The organism is Chryseobacterium sp. FH2, from assembly GCF_001045455.1.
GTDB lineage: Bacteria > Bacteroidota > Bacteroidia > Flavobacteriales > Weeksellaceae > Chryseobacterium.
On the sequence record NZ_LFNE01000003.1, the window covers coordinates 177580 to 196795 of the forward strand.

A 19216-nucleotide genomic window follows, 5' to 3' on the forward strand; every position below is an offset into this window, starting at 1 on the left:
TTAAATTTCGAAAATTATACTTTCTTCATTGATTTTTCTGACGACACTTTCTGTGCGTTCTCTATGGGTATCTGTAATGAAAATCTGTCCAAAATTTTCCTGATTGACGAGCTCAATTAACTGGGAAACTCTGGTATCATCAAGCTTATCAAAAATATCGTCTAATAACAGAATCGGAGTTTTATTTGTTAATTCTTTTACAAGGCTCATCTGAGCTAATTTTAAAGAAATCAGGAAAGATTTTTGCTGTCCTTGAGAACCAATTTTCTTGATCAAAACAGAATCCATTTCAAAAAGTAAGTCATCTTTGTGAATCCCTCTCGAGGTATAAGTAAGCATTCTGTCTTTTTCAATGCTTTCTCTTAATAGGTTTTCAAAGGATTGTTCCAGCAAATGAGACTCATAAATAACAGATACGGTTTCCTTGCCGCCGGAAATTATTTTATAAAAATTTTGTACAATCGGGTTTAATTTTTCTACAAAGTTTTTTCTTTTGGTAAAAATTTTAGTCCCGAATTTAGTAATTGGATCATCATAAATTTCTAAAGAATCTTTATCCCAGGTTCTGTTTTTTGCAAAATATTTCAACAATGCATTTCTCTGCTGAATTGTCTTTTGGTATTGAATTAAATCAAAAAGATATTCAGAATCTGTCTGGGAAATCATTGAATCCAAAAACTTTCTTCTGCTTTCTCCGGAGTCGGAAATCAAATTTGAATCATAGGGCGAAATCATCACACTTGGAAGATAACCAATATGATCGGCTAATCTGTCGTAGCTTTTATCATTTTTTTTTATGGTTTTTTTTGCTTCTTTTGGCTGTGTAATTCTAATGATATCTTCGCTGTCTTCATTTTGCAGCTCAGCATCAATAGTAAAAAAATCTTCTTCTTGTTTTATATTGTTGATATCAGTATTACCCAAGAAACTTTTACCTACGGAAAGATAATGTAAAGCATCTAAGATATTGGTTTTTCCCACACCGTTATTTCCCACAAAGCAATTAATTTGAGGAGAAAATTCGAACCTTTTTTCGGAATGGTTCTTAAAATTGTACAGGGAGAGTTTCTTGATAATCATTTGTCAAAAATACTTCATTATTACTGAAAATAAAAAAGGAAGTACAGAGCAGGTTTCCACTCCAAAAGAGAAGTATACGTCATCTCTTTCATTTTCAGAGAAGTAAATTAAAATATAAGTGATAATGCCGGAAATAAAAAAAGCAATTGAATAATTTAAATCTAAATATAAAATTGATAGAATAATACTCACAAAAACCAATAAATAAGCAATATATTTTGTATTTTGAATTCCAATTAACTTTGGAAAGGTTTCCACAGTATCATTTTTCATATCCCGGATGTCAAAAGGTAAAACTAAGGCTGTAATAAAGAAAAAACTTATCAGAAATATGGGGAGATTAAATTCAGGTAAGGTAAGCCAGCAATTTACCAAAGCCCAAACCAATCCTACATAAAACACTTTTAATAAAGGAATTTTTCTGATATATACATCAAGAAAAAAGCTGTTGTAAAGCAATCCGAGAATTACAATAATAAACCATTTTAGTAATCGTATTTCATTATGATTATGATAAATTAAAAAAGCACAAATTATACCTGCAATAGCATTTAAAATTAAAATTTTAAAGAAATATTGAGTGTATTGGTATTTTGTGTACAAATAACCGCTGAAATAAGTGATGAAAATTAAGAAGACTGTAGGGAAACGGAATGTGTTTTGCTCTTCCATGAAAAATACTGCAAAAAAAGTTCCCATTAAGGACACGTAAAGTTGACTATCAATAACGGTTTTTTTCAGTATTTTTAAGAAGTTCATTTATCAAAAATAACATATATGAAAAGATTTTCCAAGATTTTTCTGCTTTTGCTTTTACTACTGAATTTTTCTGCTGCTTTTGCTCAGAAATATTATGACAGCCAGTGGAAAAAAATAGAAGAAAATAGTAAAAAGGGAGCGTATAAATCTAATCTTCCCATTATTTTAGAGATACAAAACCAAGCCATGAAAGAAAATAATACATTGCAGCTGATTCGGTCTCTGAAGGGCGAGTTCAGTATTGTAAACATGACAACAGATGATGAGCAAAATGATTCTGCATCAAAGTTTTTCACTAAAATTCAGAAGAGTGAAAAACAGCTGAAGGGTGATGAAAAGATTGTTTTTAAAGTTTTGGAAAATAATTTCTTTATGGATTATTATAACCAGAACTCATGGAAAATAAATGGCAGAACTAATCTGAGCTCTCAGGATATTTTACAAATTGAAACCTGGAGCAAACTTGACTTTAAAAATTATCTGTCGAAAAACTTTCAGGAACTTGATCAGCAAAAAACTGAAATGAAAAAAGTTTCTTTGGCAAAGTATAAAGACTTGTTTTCCAATTCAAAAGATGTTGCTTATTTTCCGACTTTGGCTGATTGGTATGTTTTGAAGAAAGTTGAATTTCTTACTAATAATGAGCTTTTTACAAAAAATGAACTCATTGAAAACAGAAAAAAAACTGATGAGATTTTTGATGAATTGATAGTGCAGAATAATGGAAATTCTAAGTTGTATTTCATGCATCAGAAATTGGAAGAGAATTGCAATTTTACTCAATGTAAAGATAAACTGGAACAACTTAAAAATCTTGTAAAATCCAATACCGAAGGCGATTATAAGGTTCTAATTATGGAACAAGTCATGTCTGAATTGATTGTGAAAAAGCAACAAAAAGCAGCTTTGGAAATTGCGGACGAAGCAAAAGCTCAATATCCAAAATCTCCTTTTATTGAAAATATTAAAGAACAAGAGGCACAAATTAAAACACCAAGCCTTAATTTTCATTATGAACGCCAAACTCAGGCTAACCTGCCGATTCACTTTGCTGTAGATCATAAAAATGTTTCAGAATTTTCTTTAAATATTTATGAAGTAAAAGAAGATTTTACATTTTTCATGCAATATGCAGGAAATTCTTACTCAGATTTATATGGGAACATTAAAAAGAACTTGGTAAGAAAAGAGACATATCAGCTATCGGATTCAAAAGATTACCAGCTACATTCTACTTCTTTGGAGATAAAACCTCTCCCATCGGGAGTATATGTGGCGGAATATAATGTTGTGGAAGGAGAAAATGACAAGAACCAAAACTTCTACTTCTTAGTTTCAAACAACAAAATTATTTACCAAAACAAAGCTGGAGGAGAAATTAATTCTAATGAACTAAAATTAGTGAACAGTGAAGACGGTAAACCTGTTATTAATGAAAATCTTACATTTTATGAATATATAAACGGTAAAGGATTAAGTAAAACTTCAGGTAAAACTGATGAAAAAGGTGTTTTTACATTGCCGCCTAAAGAGTATTACAGAACTTATCTTATTCAGCAATCGAAAACTAATGATTATCAGATTATTAACATTTACAGGGATTATGGTGATAGAAGCCCTAATAAAGAAACCAGGACAGCTGCCCAAATTTTTACAGACAGAGCGATTTACAGACCTGGGCAGACCGTTTATTTTAAAGTCATCAATATCAAAATTGATAAAGAAATTGAGTCTGTTGTTTCTGGTTTAAAACAAAAAATCACTTTAAAAGATGCTAATTACCAGGACGTAACTTCACAGGATTTTACAACGAATGAATTCGGTTCTTATCACGGAAGTTTTGTTCTGCCAAAAGGAAAATTAAACGGCAGATTTACTCTGCAAACGGATGGCGGAACTGGAGGCTATAAAAGTGTAAACGTTGAAGAATATAAAAGACCAAAATTTGAAGTAACATTTCAGCCGGTAAAAGAAGAATACAAATATGGGCAGATTATTGAGCTGAAAGGAAAAGCGTTGATGTTTTCCGGAGTACCATTAAATAATACCACGGTAAATTATGAAATTAAAAAGCATAATATCCGGTGGAGATATTTCAGTTGGTATCCGCGAGGCGACAATAACGAAAACTCAATTTTGGGAGAAGTGAAAACTGATGAAAAAGGAGAGTTCACAATTAAATTAGATCTTAAAAAAGATGAAAATACAGAGGGTATTCAGATTGATAATTATGAAATCAATGCATCGGTAACAGATATTAATGGTGAGACACAATCTGCAGATACGAATCTGAGAGTAGCTTCGGTTTCACATTACATCAAAGCTGATGAGATTAAAAATACCTTCTCAGATGAAAATGTAAAACTGAAAGTAGAGACAAAAAATTATAATGAACAGGAACTTAAAAAATCTTACCAGATAAAATTGTCAAAGCTTCAGGAACCAAACCGAATTTTTAGAAATAATTTTAAATCAGTAATTCAGGATGTACCGAAGTTTTCGAGAGAGGAGTTTATCAGCAAATTTCCTCATGATCTTTATAATAAAAATGATGAACAGAAAAACTGGCAAGTTGAAAAAGTTTTGATTGATAAAACTCAGCAATCAGCAACTGAGTTAGAGTTAGGAAAATTGGAAGCCGGTAATTATCAATTGGAATTGTATAATATTGAAGGAAAAGACACAATAAAAACTACGCAGAATTTCAATATCTGGGATAAAAATTCTTTAAGACCTAATCAAAAAACTTTCCTGACAGTCTTAGAACCTAAAAATGAATTTTCAAGAGGTGAAAGAGCAAAAGTATACGTTTATTCTGCGATTCCGGATGCTTTGGTGAATATTTTCGTTCAGAATGGTTTGGGGAAAACGGCTTCAGATGTTCAGAAGCTTAAAAACGGAGTGTTGGAATATTCGGTAGATATCCCAAAAGATAAATCTGTTTCTCTGGTGAACATTCAATTCCAGATTGTTGCATTTAATGATGTTCAGACACAGGGTATTGATTTGAAAATCAAAAACACAGAACAGCCTTTAAAAATTGAAACCGTTACTTTCAGAGATAAATTAGAACCCAACTCTAAAGAAAAATGGTCCGTAAAAGTTTCAGGAAACGACAAAGAGAAGATTAATGCTGAGGTTTTGGCTAATATGTATGATATGTCTCTTGACCAATTTGATGCAAATAATTTTACTTGGCAAAATCTGTATATTCCTTACTCCATAGTTTCTTCGTACGCTATGAGTGACAATCTTTCGTCAGAATATTACGAAAAAAGAGGAAAATATTTTAATGGAAATTATGTAGATGTGCCTCAGTTTAATTGGTTTGATGGTGAAATAAGCTATATCACCCCACAAAAACTTGGCGGACGAGTTCCGGGCCTTAATATCCGTGGCGGCGCAAGGGCTGTGGCTATGGTAGCAGCAGCTCCAAAAATGAAAAAGGAATCTATTCAAATGAATGATGCCGCAGTAGATATTGTGAATTCCGGAAGGCAGTTGACTGAGCAGGAAAAGAAGCAATATACAGATGTGGATGCAGATGGTATTTTAGATAAAGATGATGAAGGTTCTTTAGAAAAAGTTCCCGTTCGTCAGAATTTGAATGAAACAGCATTTTTTTATCCGGATTTGAGAACAGATTCAGAAGGAAATGTAGGCTTTGAATTCACTTCTCCTGAAGCTCTGACAAAATGGAAATTACTGTTTTTAGCCCACACAAAAGATGCAAGAGCAGCTACCTTACAAAAAGAAGTTGTGACACAGAAGGAGTTTTCAGTAACTCCGAATTATCCTAGATTTTTAAGAGAAGGGGATGAGCTTAATTTGCAATCAAAACTTTCGAACTTAACGAATAAAAAACTGAGTGGTTCGGCAAGTTTACAAGTACTGGATGCTTTTACCAATGAAGATATTTCGTCTAAATTTGGGCTAAATTCAAGTACCCAAAATTTTGATATAAACGAAAACGGAAATTCAGTGTTGACATGGAAAGTTAAGGTTCCGAACAATGTTTCTTCAATTATTTTAAAAGTAGTGGCAAAAGCAGGAAATTATTCTGATGGCGAACAAAAAGCGGTGGCAATTTTACCAAACAGAATGTTGGTGACTGATGCGCTTCCGATTTTTGTGAAAGAAGGGGAAACAAAAACTTTTGTTTTAGATAACCTTAAAGGTACAAATTCTACGACTATTTCCAACGTTTCAAATACATTGGAATTAACGACAAATCCGATTTGGGAGATTATGTTTGCGCTTCCAAGTCTGAAAAATGATCAGAATAATTCTGCCGATGTGATTTTCAATAAATGGTTTGCAGATGTTTTAGCTTCTGAAATTTTTAAAGCTAATCCGAAAATGAAAAATGTTTTTGAAGAGTATCAAAACAAAGGATTATTAAATTCAAAACTTGAAAAAAATCAGGAACTAAAACAATTGTTGTTGGAAGAAACACCTTGGGTTTTAGAAAGCAAAAATGAAGGTGAACAAATGCAGAAACTGGCACTTTTATTTGATGCAAATATGATGAAAAATTCAATCAATCAGGATTGGGACGATTTCAAAAAGCTGCAAAATCCGGACGGTGGATTCTCGTGGTATCAAGGTTATCCAAGTTCATACTCGACTTCGTTGTATATCTTGAAAAACTTAGGAAAAATCAACTCTTGGTTAAAAGATAATGTGAAAGATTATCAAAGTTCAGAACAGAATGAATTGGTGATGAAATTAGTTCAGTATGTAGACAACGAAATCAGTAAGTATTATGATGTAAAGAAAGAAAATGTTTGGAATAATTCGACGGTTGATTATCTGGACACAAGAAACTATTGGGAAAAACAATATCCTTTAAAAGGAAAAGGTTTAGCCTTAAAATCATTGGTAAAACAGAAAGCAAAAACAGCTAAATTATCTGAATTTACATTCTTCGGATTGCATCGTATGGCTTTATTGACAAACGATTTTGGACTGAAAGATGTTTCAGATAAAGTAATGAATTATTTAAAAGAAACTTCTACAGATACAAAAACTCAAGGTGTTTACTGGAAACAGAATCTTGATGACTGGGGTTGGTTCAGTTCAAAAGTGGTGAATCATGCAGGAGCTTTGGAAGCTTTCAATACTTTAAGACCAAACGATCAGAAATTCATTGAAGACATGAAAATCTGGCTGATTACCCAGAAAGAAGTTAATTCTTGGGGTAGCTCAAGAGGAACTTCGGAAGTGATTTTTACAATTTTAAATTCAGGGAAATCATGGGCAGGCACTGAAAGTGATAAAGCAACTGTTGTTTGGGGAGGAAAAGAATTACAGACTCAGACCCAGGCAACAGGTTACGTGAAATCTGCTGTAAAAACTGATGTTGTAGACAAGAATTTGGCAACGGTTACTGTAACAAAACCTGGTCCCGGAATTGTTCAGGGAGGGCTATTCTGGCAATATTATGAAGATTTGGATAAAATCAAATCGTCTGAAAATTACATTTCTATCACAAAAGAATTGTACAAAAAAATCAAAACAGTAAATGGTGAAGAATTACAGAAAATCTCACCTGAAACTCCATTGAAGGTAGGAGAGAAAGTGACCGTAAGAATGATTCTGAATACAGACCGGCCGATGGAGTTTATTCATATCAAAGACATGAGAGCGGCTGGATTTGAGCCTGTAAATGTGCTTTCAGGATATCAGTGGAAAAATAATTTAGGCTATTATCAGTCTACTAAAGATGCATCCACAAATTTCTATATTCAATATATGCCAAAAGGCAAATATGTATTTGAATACGACTATCTTGCCAATGCATCCGGAAAATTCTCAAACGGCATTACGACGATACAGAATTATTATGCTCCGCAGATGAATGCTCATACAAAAGGAGCGAATGTTCAGATTTTGGAATGATTTTTGGGTTTATAGAATCAATAAAAAATAAATACAAAAAATATGAAATTTTCAAAAACGGTAATTACAGGTTTGGTAATGTTGGTTGGTGTAAATGCTTTCGCTCAGAAAAAGGCGGAAAAGTTTGAGAAATTACAGATTGAAATGTTCCCAAAAGCCAAAGAAGGCTATAAGCAAGTATATATTCAGCTTCCGATTGCTAAAAATGAAAATGATCTGAAAGTTGAACTCTTTGTTGGTGCAGAGAAAACGTTGGATTGCAACAAACATTTTTTGGTGGGCAATGTAAAAACTCAGGATTTGCAGGGTTGGGGCTACAGCTATTATGATGTAGAATCAAATGGTGAAGTTGGCGGGACTTTGATGGCTTGTCTGGATAAAAAACTGACAAAGCAATTCGTAACGCTTCAGCCGGAAATTGTAAGATATAACAGCAAATTACCGTTGGTGTTTTATGTTCCGAAGGATTTGGAAGTTCGCTACAGAATTTTGCGTCCTGATGCAACAATGAAAAAAGCAGTTCAGAAATAATCAAATTATATTTCATACAAAACTCCTCGCATTTGTGGGGAGTTTTTGTTTTAGAAGCTTATCCAGCTATCCACTTTTACTCCTCGCGCCGAAGCTTTCTTTTAGAATCTGCGCTTGCTGTGGGGTAGCCGTTTCTATCTGGGCTAAGGTATTTGGTATTATCGAAATACGAATGAAAAATTCAAATTGTTCTCATCAAAAACTTCGTGAAATCTGTGTTTAAATGAGGAAAATAATAATGCAGCCAAAGAAAAAAGAGAAAAATTTCAATTAAAATGAAACTCAAATTAAAGTTAAACGATGCTTCGGAAACTCCCATTAATAAAGCCTTTACATTAAACCTGTTTTAAACTGTTGCTAAATTCACCGTTTCGTGGATTTTCTTATGGTTTTTCAGATTTTTTTGCACTATATTTGTTTTAAACGGGAACTATGAAAAACAATTTATTGATTTTTACGTTTGGTTTTTTTATACTTCCAACTTTTAGTTGGGCACAATCGGCGCCGGCTTTTCGAGAACTTTTAGACAGTGCGATGGTTAGGGATTCTGATCTCAAAATGCAACTCACCCAAAACAAATTAACCGATCTTGACGAACATAAATTAAAAGACATCTTTCTTCCAACATTAGAAGTGAGCGGCCAGGCTGGATATCTCAATGCCACAGCTCGTTTGACTTCCCCGGAGATCAATCTCACACCTTTTATCAGGATTCCGGAAGGAAGTTTTAATAATAATCTAAACGTTTCAGGTTTTTCAGGAATTGCCAAAGCAGATGCAAAAATGGTAGTATATTCCGGAGGAAAAGTAAAATATCTAAAAAAAGCCATCGAAGAAAAGAAAATTTCCGAAGATATTTTGCTTGAAAAAACAAAAGACGAAGTCGTAGCAAATGTTTCCAAAGCTTATGATCAGCTGGCTTTAATTCATCAATCCAAAAGAGTATTGGATGAAAGCAAAAAAAGATTGGATATCAACCGAAAAACGGCAGATAAAGCTTTAGGGTATGGGCTAATCACTCCTTATGATCATAAGAAAATTGAATTGGCCCAAGCAACTTTACATGCAAAAGTTGTGGAATATGAAGGCAAAAAAGAACTGCTTCTGACCCAGCTTTATGTTCTGACGGGAATCAGTAAAGAAAGGTTGAGAATGATAGAACCTGTTTTAGAGCCTGTTGAATTATTATCTCCAGAAAAAGGAATCGAACAGAGAGCGGAAATTCGGGCCTTAGAGCACGGAATTGTTGCTGCTGATTATAAAATAAAAGCGGAAAAAACCTGGATGATTCCAAAAGTTCAGTTGATGGTATCTGCTTATTATATAGGATTGTATGGAAGCAGAATTAAAACTTCTGAAAATATAATCCCTGCCATTCCTGAAATTGGATATGGCGGTGCAAAGCTGGATTGGAGGCCAACTAATATTAATATTCTTCCTTTGATTACAGCCGGGGTGGGATTCAAATGGGAAATCTTTGACGGAAATGAAGGGAAGCATGCCGAAGAAACTGCTAAAATAGGAAAAGAAATTCTTCAAAACCAGAAAGAAGATGCCTTAAAAAAACTGACTTTAAATTTAGCGAACAATCAAACCAATTATGATATCGCCAATGCCCAGATTGCATTAAAGGCAAAGGAAAAAGAACTGGCAAAAAATGCTTTGATCCAGGCTGAAAAAGAATTCAGATACGGAATGAGCAAGTCTTCACAGCTTATTGATGCCGAAAATGATTTGGAAATTGCCGAGCTGGAATATCAAAACACGATTTTCAACCAAAGAAGAGCGGGAATAGAACTGATGAGATCTACCCAGGAATTGGATATTGCTAAACTTTATCAACCTTAAAAAATTAAAATGATGCCAAAAAAACTCTCCCTACTATTTGCCGGACTGTTGTTATTGGGAAGCTGTGACAAAAAGAATGAAAAACTCAATGATTCTGAAGGGAAAACAAAAAAAGATGTTGTTTCTTTTGCTCCAAAAGTGACCGGAAGAATTTTAAAAATATATGTTACTGAAGGTCAAACCGTGAAAAAAGGCGATACATTGGCTTTGCTTGATGTTCCGGAAGTTTCTGCCAAAATTGCACAGGCTCAAGGGGCTGTAAGTGCTGCCACAGCTCAGGAACAAATGGCGAAAAACGGAGCGACAGCCGATCAAATGAAGCAATTACAGGCGAAATATAAAGGCTTGAAAGAACAATATGATTTTGCACAAAAATCTTTTCGGAGAGCCTCCAATATGTATCGGGACAGTTTGATGTCCCCACAGGCTTATGATGAGGTCTATGCCAAAATGCAGGGAGCGAAAGCCCAATATGATGCCGTTGTTGCAGAATTAGACGATGTGAAAAGAGGAACCCGTTTTGAAAAAGTGGAAATGGCAGCAGGCCAGGCTTCCCAGGCAAAAGGCGCTTTGCAGGAAGCGAATGTGGCTTATTCCGAAAGGTACATCATCGCAACCAATGATATGGAAATTGAAACCATCAGCCTGAACACCGGAGAATTGGCGACGGCAGGGTTTGCGTTATTCAATGGATATATCCCCAGCAGTACTTTTTTCCGTTTTACGGTTCCTGAAAGTCAGATTTCAAGATATAAAAAAGGGCAGACGGTCAATATGGAAATTCCTTATAATAAAGAAAAATTAGAGGGTACGATTTTGTATATCAAACAATTGACAAAATATGCGGACATCACCACAGCTTATCCCGATTATCAGTTGCAGGACGCTATTTATGAGATAAAAGTAAAACCAAAGGATATGAACAAAGCGAAAGATATTTTGGTCAATTCAAATGTTATCCTGAAATAAATATGAAAGAATTTTTCCGACTTTTACAACGAGAATTTAAGCTGTTTACCGGCAATTCGACATTAAGAACGGTTTTCTTTCTGGCGCCGGTTTTCTATGCAACGTTGCTAGGGTTTGTCTATAAAAGCGGAAAAGTGGAAAACACTCCTGTTTTGGTGATTGACAGAGATAACACGCCTTTGTCAAACCAGTTAACGGAAATGCTGGAAGATAATAAAAGTATTAAGGTTATCCGATATTTACAGGAACCATTTAGTATCAAAGATGAAGTGATAAAACACGAAGCGGCCGCTGTTGTTATTATTCCGTCGAAATTTGAAGCTTCAATTCTTCAAAAAAAATATCCTGAACTCAATGTTTATGTGAATACAGGAAATGTTCTGACAGCAAATTTTGCATCAAAAGCATTACAATTAACTATAGGAACATTCTCTGCGGGAGTTTCCATCAAAGCGCTTCAAAAAGCAGGAATGCCAGCAACAAGAGCAGCAACACAATATGAGCCGTTTAAAGCAAATTATATAACGCTTTTTAACACTACGGGAAACTACCTTATTTTTATGTGGCCAGCAATGTTGGCTGTAGTTTTGCAGCAGGTAATTTTACTGGCAATGGCGGTAAGTTTTGCAGCCGAATTCCAAGGTGGAACATTCATTAAAGAATATTTTAAAATGAAAAGACGGGCATTTCCGACAATGCTCATTAAAGTAATTCCAATCTGGGTTTTCTCAATTTTGATTGTTGGAGTATATTATTTTATGCACATGATTTTCAAAGTCCCGATGCCGGAAGGAATTTTAAATTTTATTTTGTTAACGGCAGTTTTCGTAGGTTCAGCTTCATTTTTAGGTGTTTTCATCAGTATTTTGATTCCGGATGCCCTGAAAGCGACACAAATCTTAATGGTGATTGCTTCTCCAGCGTTCATCATCAGTGGTTTTACATGGCCTTTAAATGCAATGCCTGCCTTTGTGCAATTCATCGCGAACATTATTCCGTTGACGCCATTTTTACAGGCATTTAAAATTTTATTAATTCAAAAAGGTTCTGTAGAACTTACTTTTCCATATTTAAAACATTTGGGAATTCTGTTAATTGTTTATGCATTTTTAGGCTGGATTGCTTTAAAAATTAAAATGTGGCTGATGTTCAGATACATCAAACCAAATGAGATCTCCAACGAAAATTCTTCCGAAAAAGTAGATTAAGTTAAATATCGAAAAATTCCACCTTCTTTTATTAATAATCGATCATTAAATTTTACAACTAATTTATAGGCAAAAAGACTTACTTTGTGAATGTTTTTTTCTATAAAGTATTGTTATTTAGTATTTTAACTATTTTTCTTATAGGGTGGAAAATGATAAGAAAAAACTAATATATTTGCTTTTACAAATTAAAATAAGCTATGGAAAATGTATTTGATGCAAAAGATGCTCAAAACTATATAGATAGAATAAATAATCTTGTAGAAGATACTCACGGGTTGTGGGGGAAAATGACCGTTGACCAAATGTTGGCGCACTGTTGTGTGACATATGAAATGGTCTATGAGCCTGAAAAACACAAAAAACCAGGGGCAATTGCAAAGTTCATTTTAAAGACTTTTGTAAAGCCTAAAGTAGTTGGTGAAAAATCTTATCCGAGAGATTCTCCTACCGCGCCACAATTCTTAATCAAGGGAAGAAAAAACTTTGAAGATGAGAAGAAAAGACTGATTGGTTTTATCCAAAAAACCCAACAGATGGGAGCTGGGTCTTTTGATGGAAAAGAATCCCATTCTTTCGGAAAATTAAATGCTCAGGAGTGGAATAATATGTTTGCAAAACATTTGAACCACCATTTATCACAATTCGGAGTTTAAAAAATCAAAAACACATGAAAAAACTTTTATTATTCCTTGTTCTTTCTTCCCATTTTGTTTTGGCGCAAATGCCGAATATTTCTAATGTCTGGTTGAATAACAGCAAAGCTTACCTTGGGACTATCGGAAATGATAAGCAGGAGCTTAAACTTAAAATCAATATTTCTGAACAAAATAAAAAGAATGATCAGGAATATTTTATTTCGGGGTATTCGCTTGTTGATAAAACATATGCAAAACTTGAAGGTAAATTTACTATCACAAAATATAAAGATTTCAACAAAAAAGGAACGGTGTTTGGAGAGTATGAATTTGCTGAAGAAAATAAAGGAAAACATTCCGGCATTTTTAAAGGAAAGTTCGTTTATACCTTCAAATGGAACAAAAATACTGAAAAAGTTGAAGGACAATACATTGAGCTGATCGGTGACTGGAAAAGCTACGACGGAACTCTGGACTTTAAAACCCGCCTGAAAAATCAATAAGTATGTTGAGAAATATTTGAGGCTTCTTTTTGTTATTCACCATTTACAATATGGCTGTTTTACCAACTCTAATCAGGTTTTGGATTTTTAGGAATCTAGGTCTGGGGATTGGTTTTCGTTGGAAGCAGATTGGCTATAAATAAAAAATCTATATGAAACTAGGCGCGTTTTCAATCAGCTTGAGTGTAAAAGATCTTGAGAAATCTAAAGATTTTTACGAAAAATTAGGTTTCAGTCAAATGGCTGGAAGTATGGAACATGATTATTTGATCATGAAAAATGGAGATCACTTGATTGGCTTGTTCCAGGCAATGTTTGATGGAAATATGCTGACTTTTAATCCTGGTTGGGATCAGAATGCCCAGAATCTGGAATCTTTTGATGATGTTCGTGATATTCAGAAACGTTTAAAGGAAAATGGAGTTCAGCTTGATAAAGAAGCAGATCAAACGACTTCCGGTCCGGAACATATTTTTCTGAAAGATCCTGATGGAAATATGATTTTAATTGATCAACACAGATGATATTTTGAAACTTCAGGATATTAAATTTATACAAATTAAAACTAAACTTAAAACAAGAAACTCATTATGGCTAGTGTAAACGTTTATTTAACATTCAACGGGAATTGTAAAGAAGCATTCGATTTCTACAAATCTGTTTTCGGTGGAGAATATCCTTATATCGGAACTTTCGGGGATATGCCTCCAATGGAAGGTCAGGAAAATAAAGAAGAAGATAAAAACAAAATCATGCATGTTTCCCTTCCTATTTCAAAAGAAACAATGTTAATGGGAAGTGATGCGGGATGTGATTATGCATCTCAATTCAAGGCCGGAAACAATTTCTCTATTTCTATCAATGCTGAATCTAAAGAAGAAGCAGATAAATTATTTGCAGGGCTTTCTGAGGGAGGACAGGTAACGATGCCGATGGCAGACACTTTCTGGGGAGCATATTTCGGGATGTTTACAGATAAATTCGGGATCAACTGGATGGTAAACTACGATGATCCTGCGAAAGTGCAACAGCATCCTTAATATTAATATTTTGGATACAAAATACAGGTAAAGGAACCGACGGATTTTCTGTCGGTTTTTTTATTTACTATACGTCTACATTCCGAAAACGCTAAGTTTGAGAGTTAGGATTAGGTTGCAGGCCCTGGGAAGTTGATAAGATGTACAACATAAAAAACAAAAAGATACAAAGGGTGAAATTCACAATCGATCAAATCGAAACAGGGTATCAAAAAGTAAAAAACGGTGCAGATTTCCAAACTATATTAGACCATTAAAACTTTAGAAGTTTCTCATTATGTGTATCTATTTTGATAAGACTGGAAGTGATATTTTGGAAGAACGGGTTCCGGAATAAATTAGTGATTATTTTTATCATAAAAGAAAATTTTCATACGACATTTTTTTTGCTTATTATTGATAATTGAAATCGTTTTTAAAAATACGATAGATAATAGTAATATAATTGAGATAGGAATATGAACAGTTTAAGGTCGGTGGTAGCATTGGTTTTTAGTTTGGGAGCTATATTTTCATTTGCCCAGAAAAATGATTTGGGAGCTTGGTATATGTATTTTGGTAATAATAAAATCAGTAAAAAATTAAATTGGCACAACGAAATCCAGTACCGTAATTTTGACGCAATCGGAGATTTGGAACAATTATTAATCCGTACCGGAATTGGATATGATTTAACGGAAAATAATAACAATATTTTATTAGGATATGGTTTTATTTTAAGCCAGCCTTATGTAAATGATGAAAAAACTGAAAATATAGAGCATAGGATTTTCCAGCAATATATCACAAAACAGAAATTCGGACGTTTTAACCTTCAGCATCGTTACAGATTGGAAGAACGTTTTCTACAGGATGATTTTAGGATGAGATTCCGGTACTATTTAGGGGTAAATGTTCCTATTACCAATAAAGAAATGGCTCCGAAAACGATTTACGGTTCTGTATATAATGAAATTTTTCTAAATTTAAACAGTCCGACTTTCGACAGAAACAGGGTGTATGGAGCTTTGGGATATGTGATTAACAAAAACATGAGAATAGAAGCCGGGTATATGAATCAAATTCAGGAAAACAAGAATAGGGGGCAGATTCAGATTGGTTTTTATAATAATATCCCGTTTACGAAAAATTAAATCGATTAGAAACTAAAAACACTTTTCCTATCGGTATTATATTTTTTGTTGACATAATCTGTTCAATTAGAAAGCTCCGCAGATTTTGCAAATTGAACAGATTATTCAGAATAAAAAATATGTATAATCAGCTAGAAGAACTAAAAATTAACATTAATAAAAATTATAAAAAATGATTCACACTTACGTCATAATATCAATCGCGGTATTGTTGTCTGTGATGATATTGGTAATGATTGGGCAAAAACTTAAAGTTGCTTACCCAATTTTTCTTGTGATAGCAGGTTTGTTGATAAGCCTGGTTCCGGGAATGCCACATATTGAAATAGAGCCTGATTTGGTTTTCCTTATTTTCTTACCACCGATTTTATTTGAGGCAGCTTGGTTTACGTCATGGCAGGATTTTCATAAATGGAGAAAGCAGATTTTCTCGATGGCGTTTGGGTTGGTATTTCTCACCTCAATTGTTGTTGCTTATCTATCATCATCAATAATTCCGGGATTAACTGTTGCCATGGGATTTTTATTAGGAGGTGTAAACTCTCCGCCGGATGCCGTAGCTGCGACTTCTGTGTTAAAACATATGAAAATTCCCAAAAAAATTACAAGTATTCTGGAAGGTGAAAGTTTGATTAACGATGCTTCAAGTTTGATTGTATTTAAATTTGCCTTAGCTGCAGTGATTTCAGGACAATTTATTTTTGGTGAAGCGGTGAAAGACTTTTTTACAATGGCAATCGGGGGAATTGCAGTGGGAGTAGCGGCAGGCTTGCTTTTCGGAGCTCTGTTAAGAATTATTCCGTCGAATTCTAATATTGATACTATCATTACTTTGATTGTACCTTATATAATGTATGTCGGTGCGGAACATTTTCACTTTTCGGGAGTGTTATCTGTGGTTGCAGGAGGTTTGTTAATGTCTTACAATTCACACTGTTACCTGAGTCATACTTCTAGAATTCAGTCTGGAAATGTCTGGAGTGTTCTGATATTTTTAATGAATACCATTATTTTTATTCTTATCGGATTAGAATTACCTGTTGTAGTAGCTGCGATGAAGGATTACACCATCACGGAAGGGATTTTCTACAGCATCGTGATTGGTGGGGCTATTATTGGAACGAGAATTTTGTACAGCTATGCCTTGATGTATTTCCCAAGGCTCTATTCAAAGGAATTACGTTTAAAAGTTCCCAAACCGGATTGGCGGGAACCTTTTATCATAAGTTTTGCCGCGATGAGAGGAGTTGTTTCTTTAGCAGCAGCGTTATCAATTCCGGCATTTTTACCAAATGGAGAAGCTTTTCCGCACAGAAATATTATTCTGTTTGTAACTTTCGTTATCATATTAATTACTTTGGTCGGTCAGGGTTTACTTTTATCGCCAATTTTGAAATTATTAAAAATAAATGATGCAGGAAGCGAGCTTCCGGAAGAGAAGCAGGAAGTAATTTTAATGAGAAAATTAAAAGAAACTGCTTTGCACAAGCTGGAAAATGATTTTTCAGATTTAGCAGAAAGAAACAGCCTGGTTCAACATCAAAAACACAAGCTGGAAAACGAAATGATGATGATGGCAGATAAAGCTCAATGTATGGCTTCTACGGGAGATTATGTAACGGCAATGAGTGAAAATAAAGATGTAATGAGACAAATCATTCAGGCACAAAGAAATGAACTTCATCGAATGAAGCGTGAAAAAATATTCGATGATCATGTGATGAGGACAATTGAAATGCAGCTTGATTTCGATGAAGCAAAAATTACAGGATTTTCTCACGGTTAATTAAATTTTAAAGATTTGAAATGAGTATCCCAGTTATTGTTCAGTATAAAATAAAGGTTCAGATTGATAAAGCCTGGAAGGCGCTTACGGAAAAACACGAAATGAAATCATGGTATTTTGATATTCCTGATTTTGAACTGGAAGTTGGTAAAGTATTTAATTTTTATGAACCGGGAGATGAGAAAAAGTATCATCACCAATGTGAAATTTTACAAATAATCCCAAATAAAAAATTGAAGCATTCTTGGGCTTTTCCGGAATTATCAAAAGGAATGACAACTGTAACCTGGGAGCTGAATAAACAAGGTGAAAAAACGGTCATTACCTTAATTCATGATGAAATTGACAATCTAAAAGAACTGGGCGAGAATTTTTCAAGAGAATCATTTGCCCAAGGCTGGAACGGAATTATCGGGCAAAGTTTGAAACCCTATTTGGAAAAGTAAATATTACAATTCTGTCAACATCTGAATGAAATTAGCAAAGCGGAATAAAATTTGCTATTTTTGGGGAAATATTTAGAATTTCAATGAGAAAAAATATTATAGCAGGTTTTGCTGCAATTTTATTATTAGCGTCTTGTAATAACGATAAAAAGGTTCTTGATACTCTGGCGGATTATAATAATTCTATGGAAAGTACGGGTTATCATTTTGGGGATAAACTTCAGCTTCCAAAAGATGTTTCTGATAATGCAGAAAGTATTACCATAAGTTTTGGAGATAAAGAAACTACAAGTCTTGATATTGATCCGAAATTTTATACTTTAGGAGATAATGCAGTAACTTTCAATATTAAAACTAAAAATGGAGAAATACTGACTCAGGACGCGACAATTAATGTTTTTGCAAAAAGCCCTGAAAAAAATATTTCTTACCAAATTGTAGGGGAATACCCTCATGACCCTAAAAATTTTGTGCAGGGTTTTCAGATCGAAGGAAATACAATCTATGAAAGTGACGGGCAAAACGGCTCTTCACAGATTTTGAAATATACATTAGGGACTACAACCCCGCTTGTTTCTACAAAACAGGCTCAGGAAGATTTCTCAGAAGGGAGTACCATCGTTGGTGATAAGGTATATCAGTTAACATGGCAAAATAAAAAAGGATATATTTATGATAAAGCTTCTCTAAAACTTTTATCAGAATTTCCTTATCCAAATGTGTTAGGAGAGGGCTGGGGATTAACGTACGACGGGACTTACCTTATTGCATCAGACGGAAGTAAACTTTTATATTTTTTAGATCCGAAAGATCCTTCTAAAATGATAAAGTATATTGCTGTAGCAGGTAATAAAGAAGCCTATGATCAATTAAATGAATTGGAATATCACAACGGGTTTATCTATGCAAACGTTTGGCAAAAACCAATTATTCTTAAAATCAATCCGGCAAACGGAGAAGTGGTGGGAACATTTGATTTTACAGATATTGCTAAACAAAACACCAAAGGAAGTGATGATGTATTAAACGGAATTGCTTTCAAAGGAGAAAACATGTTGGTGACAGGTAAAAACTGGTCAAAGATTTATGAAATTCAGATTAAATAAATTTAATAAAGTTCTATTTATAAAAATATATTAATAGCGTTCCCTGTGGAGCGCTATTTTCATTAAAAAGATTATAAAATTTACTACTTTTGAAAAACGGTTAAGAATTGTATGAAAAAGAGTATTATAATTGGTTTTACCGTTGTTCACATAATGATATGAATTTTATCATTAAAAAAGTTGGCAACAGGTGAAAATCATCAAAAAACTTATGATGCTTTCATCATATAATTTATAATTTAAAGTTTAATCCTATTTAAATAAAAGT

The 19216-nt window shown here is 33.8% G+C and carries 15 protein-coding genes; 13 read left to right on the forward strand and 2 right to left on the reverse strand.

All coding sequences use genetic code 11. The annotated features are described in order from the left end of the window. Window positions 1-1080 (reverse strand): DNA replication/repair protein RecF, encoded by a 1080-nt coding sequence (gene recF, locus ACM39_RS05960; protein WP_048510118.1) that lies wholly within the window; start codon window positions 1078-1080, stop codon window positions 1-3. Window positions 1081-1083: 3 nt separating this feature from the next. Next, window positions 1084-1839, reverse strand: coding sequence for a hypothetical protein (locus tag ACM39_RS05965; protein ID WP_048510119.1), 756 nt, complete (start codon window positions 1837-1839; stop codon window positions 1084-1086). Between the two features lie 18 nt (window positions 1840-1857). On the opposite strand from ACM39_RS05965, the gene ACM39_RS05970 reads away from it, so the two are divergent. From ACM39_RS05970 to ACM39_RS06030, 13 genes are all read left to right on the forward strand, one after another. Further along, window positions 1858-7740: an alpha-2-macroglobulin family protein gene (locus tag ACM39_RS05970; protein WP_048510120.1), complete on the forward strand. Its 5883-nt coding sequence runs from the start codon at window positions 1858-1860 to the stop codon at window positions 7738-7740. A gap of 42 nt (window positions 7741-7782) precedes the next feature. Further along, window positions 7783-8271: a serine protease inhibitor ecotin gene (gene eco / locus ACM39_RS05975; RefSeq protein ID WP_048510121.1), complete on the forward strand. Its 489-nt coding sequence runs from the start codon at window positions 7783-7785 to the stop codon at window positions 8269-8271. Between the two features lie 432 nt (window positions 8272-8703). Continuing rightward, window positions 8704-10119: a TolC family protein gene (locus ACM39_RS05980; RefSeq protein ID WP_048510122.1), complete on the forward strand. Its 1416-nt coding sequence runs from the start codon at window positions 8704-8706 to the stop codon at window positions 10117-10119. A gap of 12 nt (window positions 10120-10131) precedes the next feature. Beyond that, the gene (locus ACM39_RS05985; protein WP_048510123.1) at window positions 10132-11088 is read left to right on the forward strand and encodes an HlyD family secretion protein; all 957 of its coding nucleotides are present in this window, start codon (window positions 10132-10134) and stop codon (window positions 11086-11088) included. A gap of 2 nt (window positions 11089-11090) precedes the next feature. After that, window positions 11091-12296, forward strand: coding sequence for an ABC transporter permease (locus tag ACM39_RS05990; protein WP_048510124.1), 1206 nt, complete (start codon window positions 11091-11093; stop codon window positions 12294-12296). A 200-nt stretch (window positions 12297-12496) separates the two neighbouring features. Beyond that, window positions 12497-12952: a DUF1569 domain-containing protein gene (locus ACM39_RS05995; RefSeq protein ID WP_048510125.1), complete on the forward strand. Its 456-nt coding sequence runs from the start codon at window positions 12497-12499 to the stop codon at window positions 12950-12952. Window positions 12953-12966: 14 nt separating this feature from the next. Further along, window positions 12967-13437, forward strand: a complete 471-nt coding sequence (locus ACM39_RS06000) for a hypothetical protein (protein WP_048510126.1) — start codon at window positions 12967-12969, stop codon at window positions 13435-13437. 152 nt (window positions 13438-13589) lie between these two features. Continuing rightward, window positions 13590-13961, forward strand: a complete 372-nt coding sequence (locus ACM39_RS06005) for a VOC family protein (RefSeq protein ID WP_048510127.1) — start codon at window positions 13590-13592, stop codon at window positions 13959-13961. Window positions 13962-14027: 66 nt separating this feature from the next. Continuing rightward, window positions 14028-14477: a VOC family protein gene (locus ACM39_RS06010; protein WP_048510128.1), complete on the forward strand. Its 450-nt coding sequence runs from the start codon at window positions 14028-14030 to the stop codon at window positions 14475-14477. 458 nt (window positions 14478-14935) lie between these two features. After that, complete coding sequence (locus tag ACM39_RS06015; protein WP_048510129.1) at window positions 14936-15610, forward strand: DUF2490 domain-containing protein; 675 nt, start codon at window positions 14936-14938, stop codon at window positions 15608-15610. A gap of 172 nt (window positions 15611-15782) precedes the next feature. Beyond that, complete coding sequence (locus tag ACM39_RS06020) at window positions 15783-17396, forward strand: Na+/H+ antiporter (RefSeq protein ID WP_048510130.1); 1614 nt, start codon at window positions 15783-15785, stop codon at window positions 17394-17396. A gap of 20 nt (window positions 17397-17416) precedes the next feature. Next, the gene (locus ACM39_RS06025; RefSeq protein WP_048510131.1) at window positions 17417-17842 is read left to right on the forward strand and encodes an SRPBCC family protein; all 426 of its coding nucleotides are present in this window, start codon (window positions 17417-17419) and stop codon (window positions 17840-17842) included. An 83-nt stretch (window positions 17843-17925) separates the two neighbouring features. Then, entirely contained in the window at window positions 17926-18948 is a 1023-nt protein-coding gene (locus ACM39_RS06030; protein WP_048510132.1) for a glutaminyl-peptide cyclotransferase, read from the forward strand. Window positions 18949-19216 lie beyond the last annotated feature (268 nt).

Coding starts and splice junctions, on each gene's coding strand:
- recF (WP_048510118.1), bottom strand. CDS start 1,080: ATGATTATCAAGAAACTCTCCCTGTACAATTTTAAGAACCATTCCGAA.
- ACM39_RS05965 (WP_048510119.1), bottom strand. CDS start 1,839: ATGAACTTCTTAAAAATACTGAAAAAAACCGTTATTGATAGTCAACTT.
- ACM39_RS05970 (WP_048510120.1), top strand. CDS start 1,858: ATGAAAAGATTTTCCAAGATTTTTCTGCTTTTGCTTTTACTACTGAAT.
- eco (WP_048510121.1), top strand. CDS start 7,783: ATGAAATTTTCAAAAACGGTAATTACAGGTTTGGTAATGTTGGTTGGT.
- ACM39_RS05980 (WP_048510122.1), top strand. CDS start 8,704: ATGAAAAACAATTTATTGATTTTTACGTTTGGTTTTTTTATACTTCCA.
- ACM39_RS05985 (WP_048510123.1), top strand. CDS start 10,132: ATGCCAAAAAAACTCTCCCTACTATTTGCCGGACTGTTGTTATTGGGA.
- ACM39_RS05990 (WP_048510124.1), top strand. CDS start 11,091: ATGAAAGAATTTTTCCGACTTTTACAACGAGAATTTAAGCTGTTTACC.
- ACM39_RS05995 (WP_048510125.1), top strand. CDS start 12,497: ATGGAAAATGTATTTGATGCAAAAGATGCTCAAAACTATATAGATAGA.
- ACM39_RS06000 (WP_048510126.1), top strand. CDS start 12,967: ATGAAAAAACTTTTATTATTCCTTGTTCTTTCTTCCCATTTTGTTTTG.
- ACM39_RS06005 (WP_048510127.1), top strand. CDS start 13,590: ATGAAACTAGGCGCGTTTTCAATCAGCTTGAGTGTAAAAGATCTTGAG.
- ACM39_RS06010 (WP_048510128.1), top strand. CDS start 14,028: ATGGCTAGTGTAAACGTTTATTTAACATTCAACGGGAATTGTAAAGAA.
- ACM39_RS06015 (WP_048510129.1), top strand. CDS start 14,936: ATGAACAGTTTAAGGTCGGTGGTAGCATTGGTTTTTAGTTTGGGAGCT.
- ACM39_RS06020 (WP_048510130.1), top strand. CDS start 15,783: ATGATTCACACTTACGTCATAATATCAATCGCGGTATTGTTGTCTGTG.
- ACM39_RS06025 (WP_048510131.1), top strand. CDS start 17,417: ATGAGTATCCCAGTTATTGTTCAGTATAAAATAAAGGTTCAGATTGAT.
- ACM39_RS06030 (WP_048510132.1), top strand. CDS start 17,926: ATGAGAAAAAATATTATAGCAGGTTTTGCTGCAATTTTATTATTAGCG.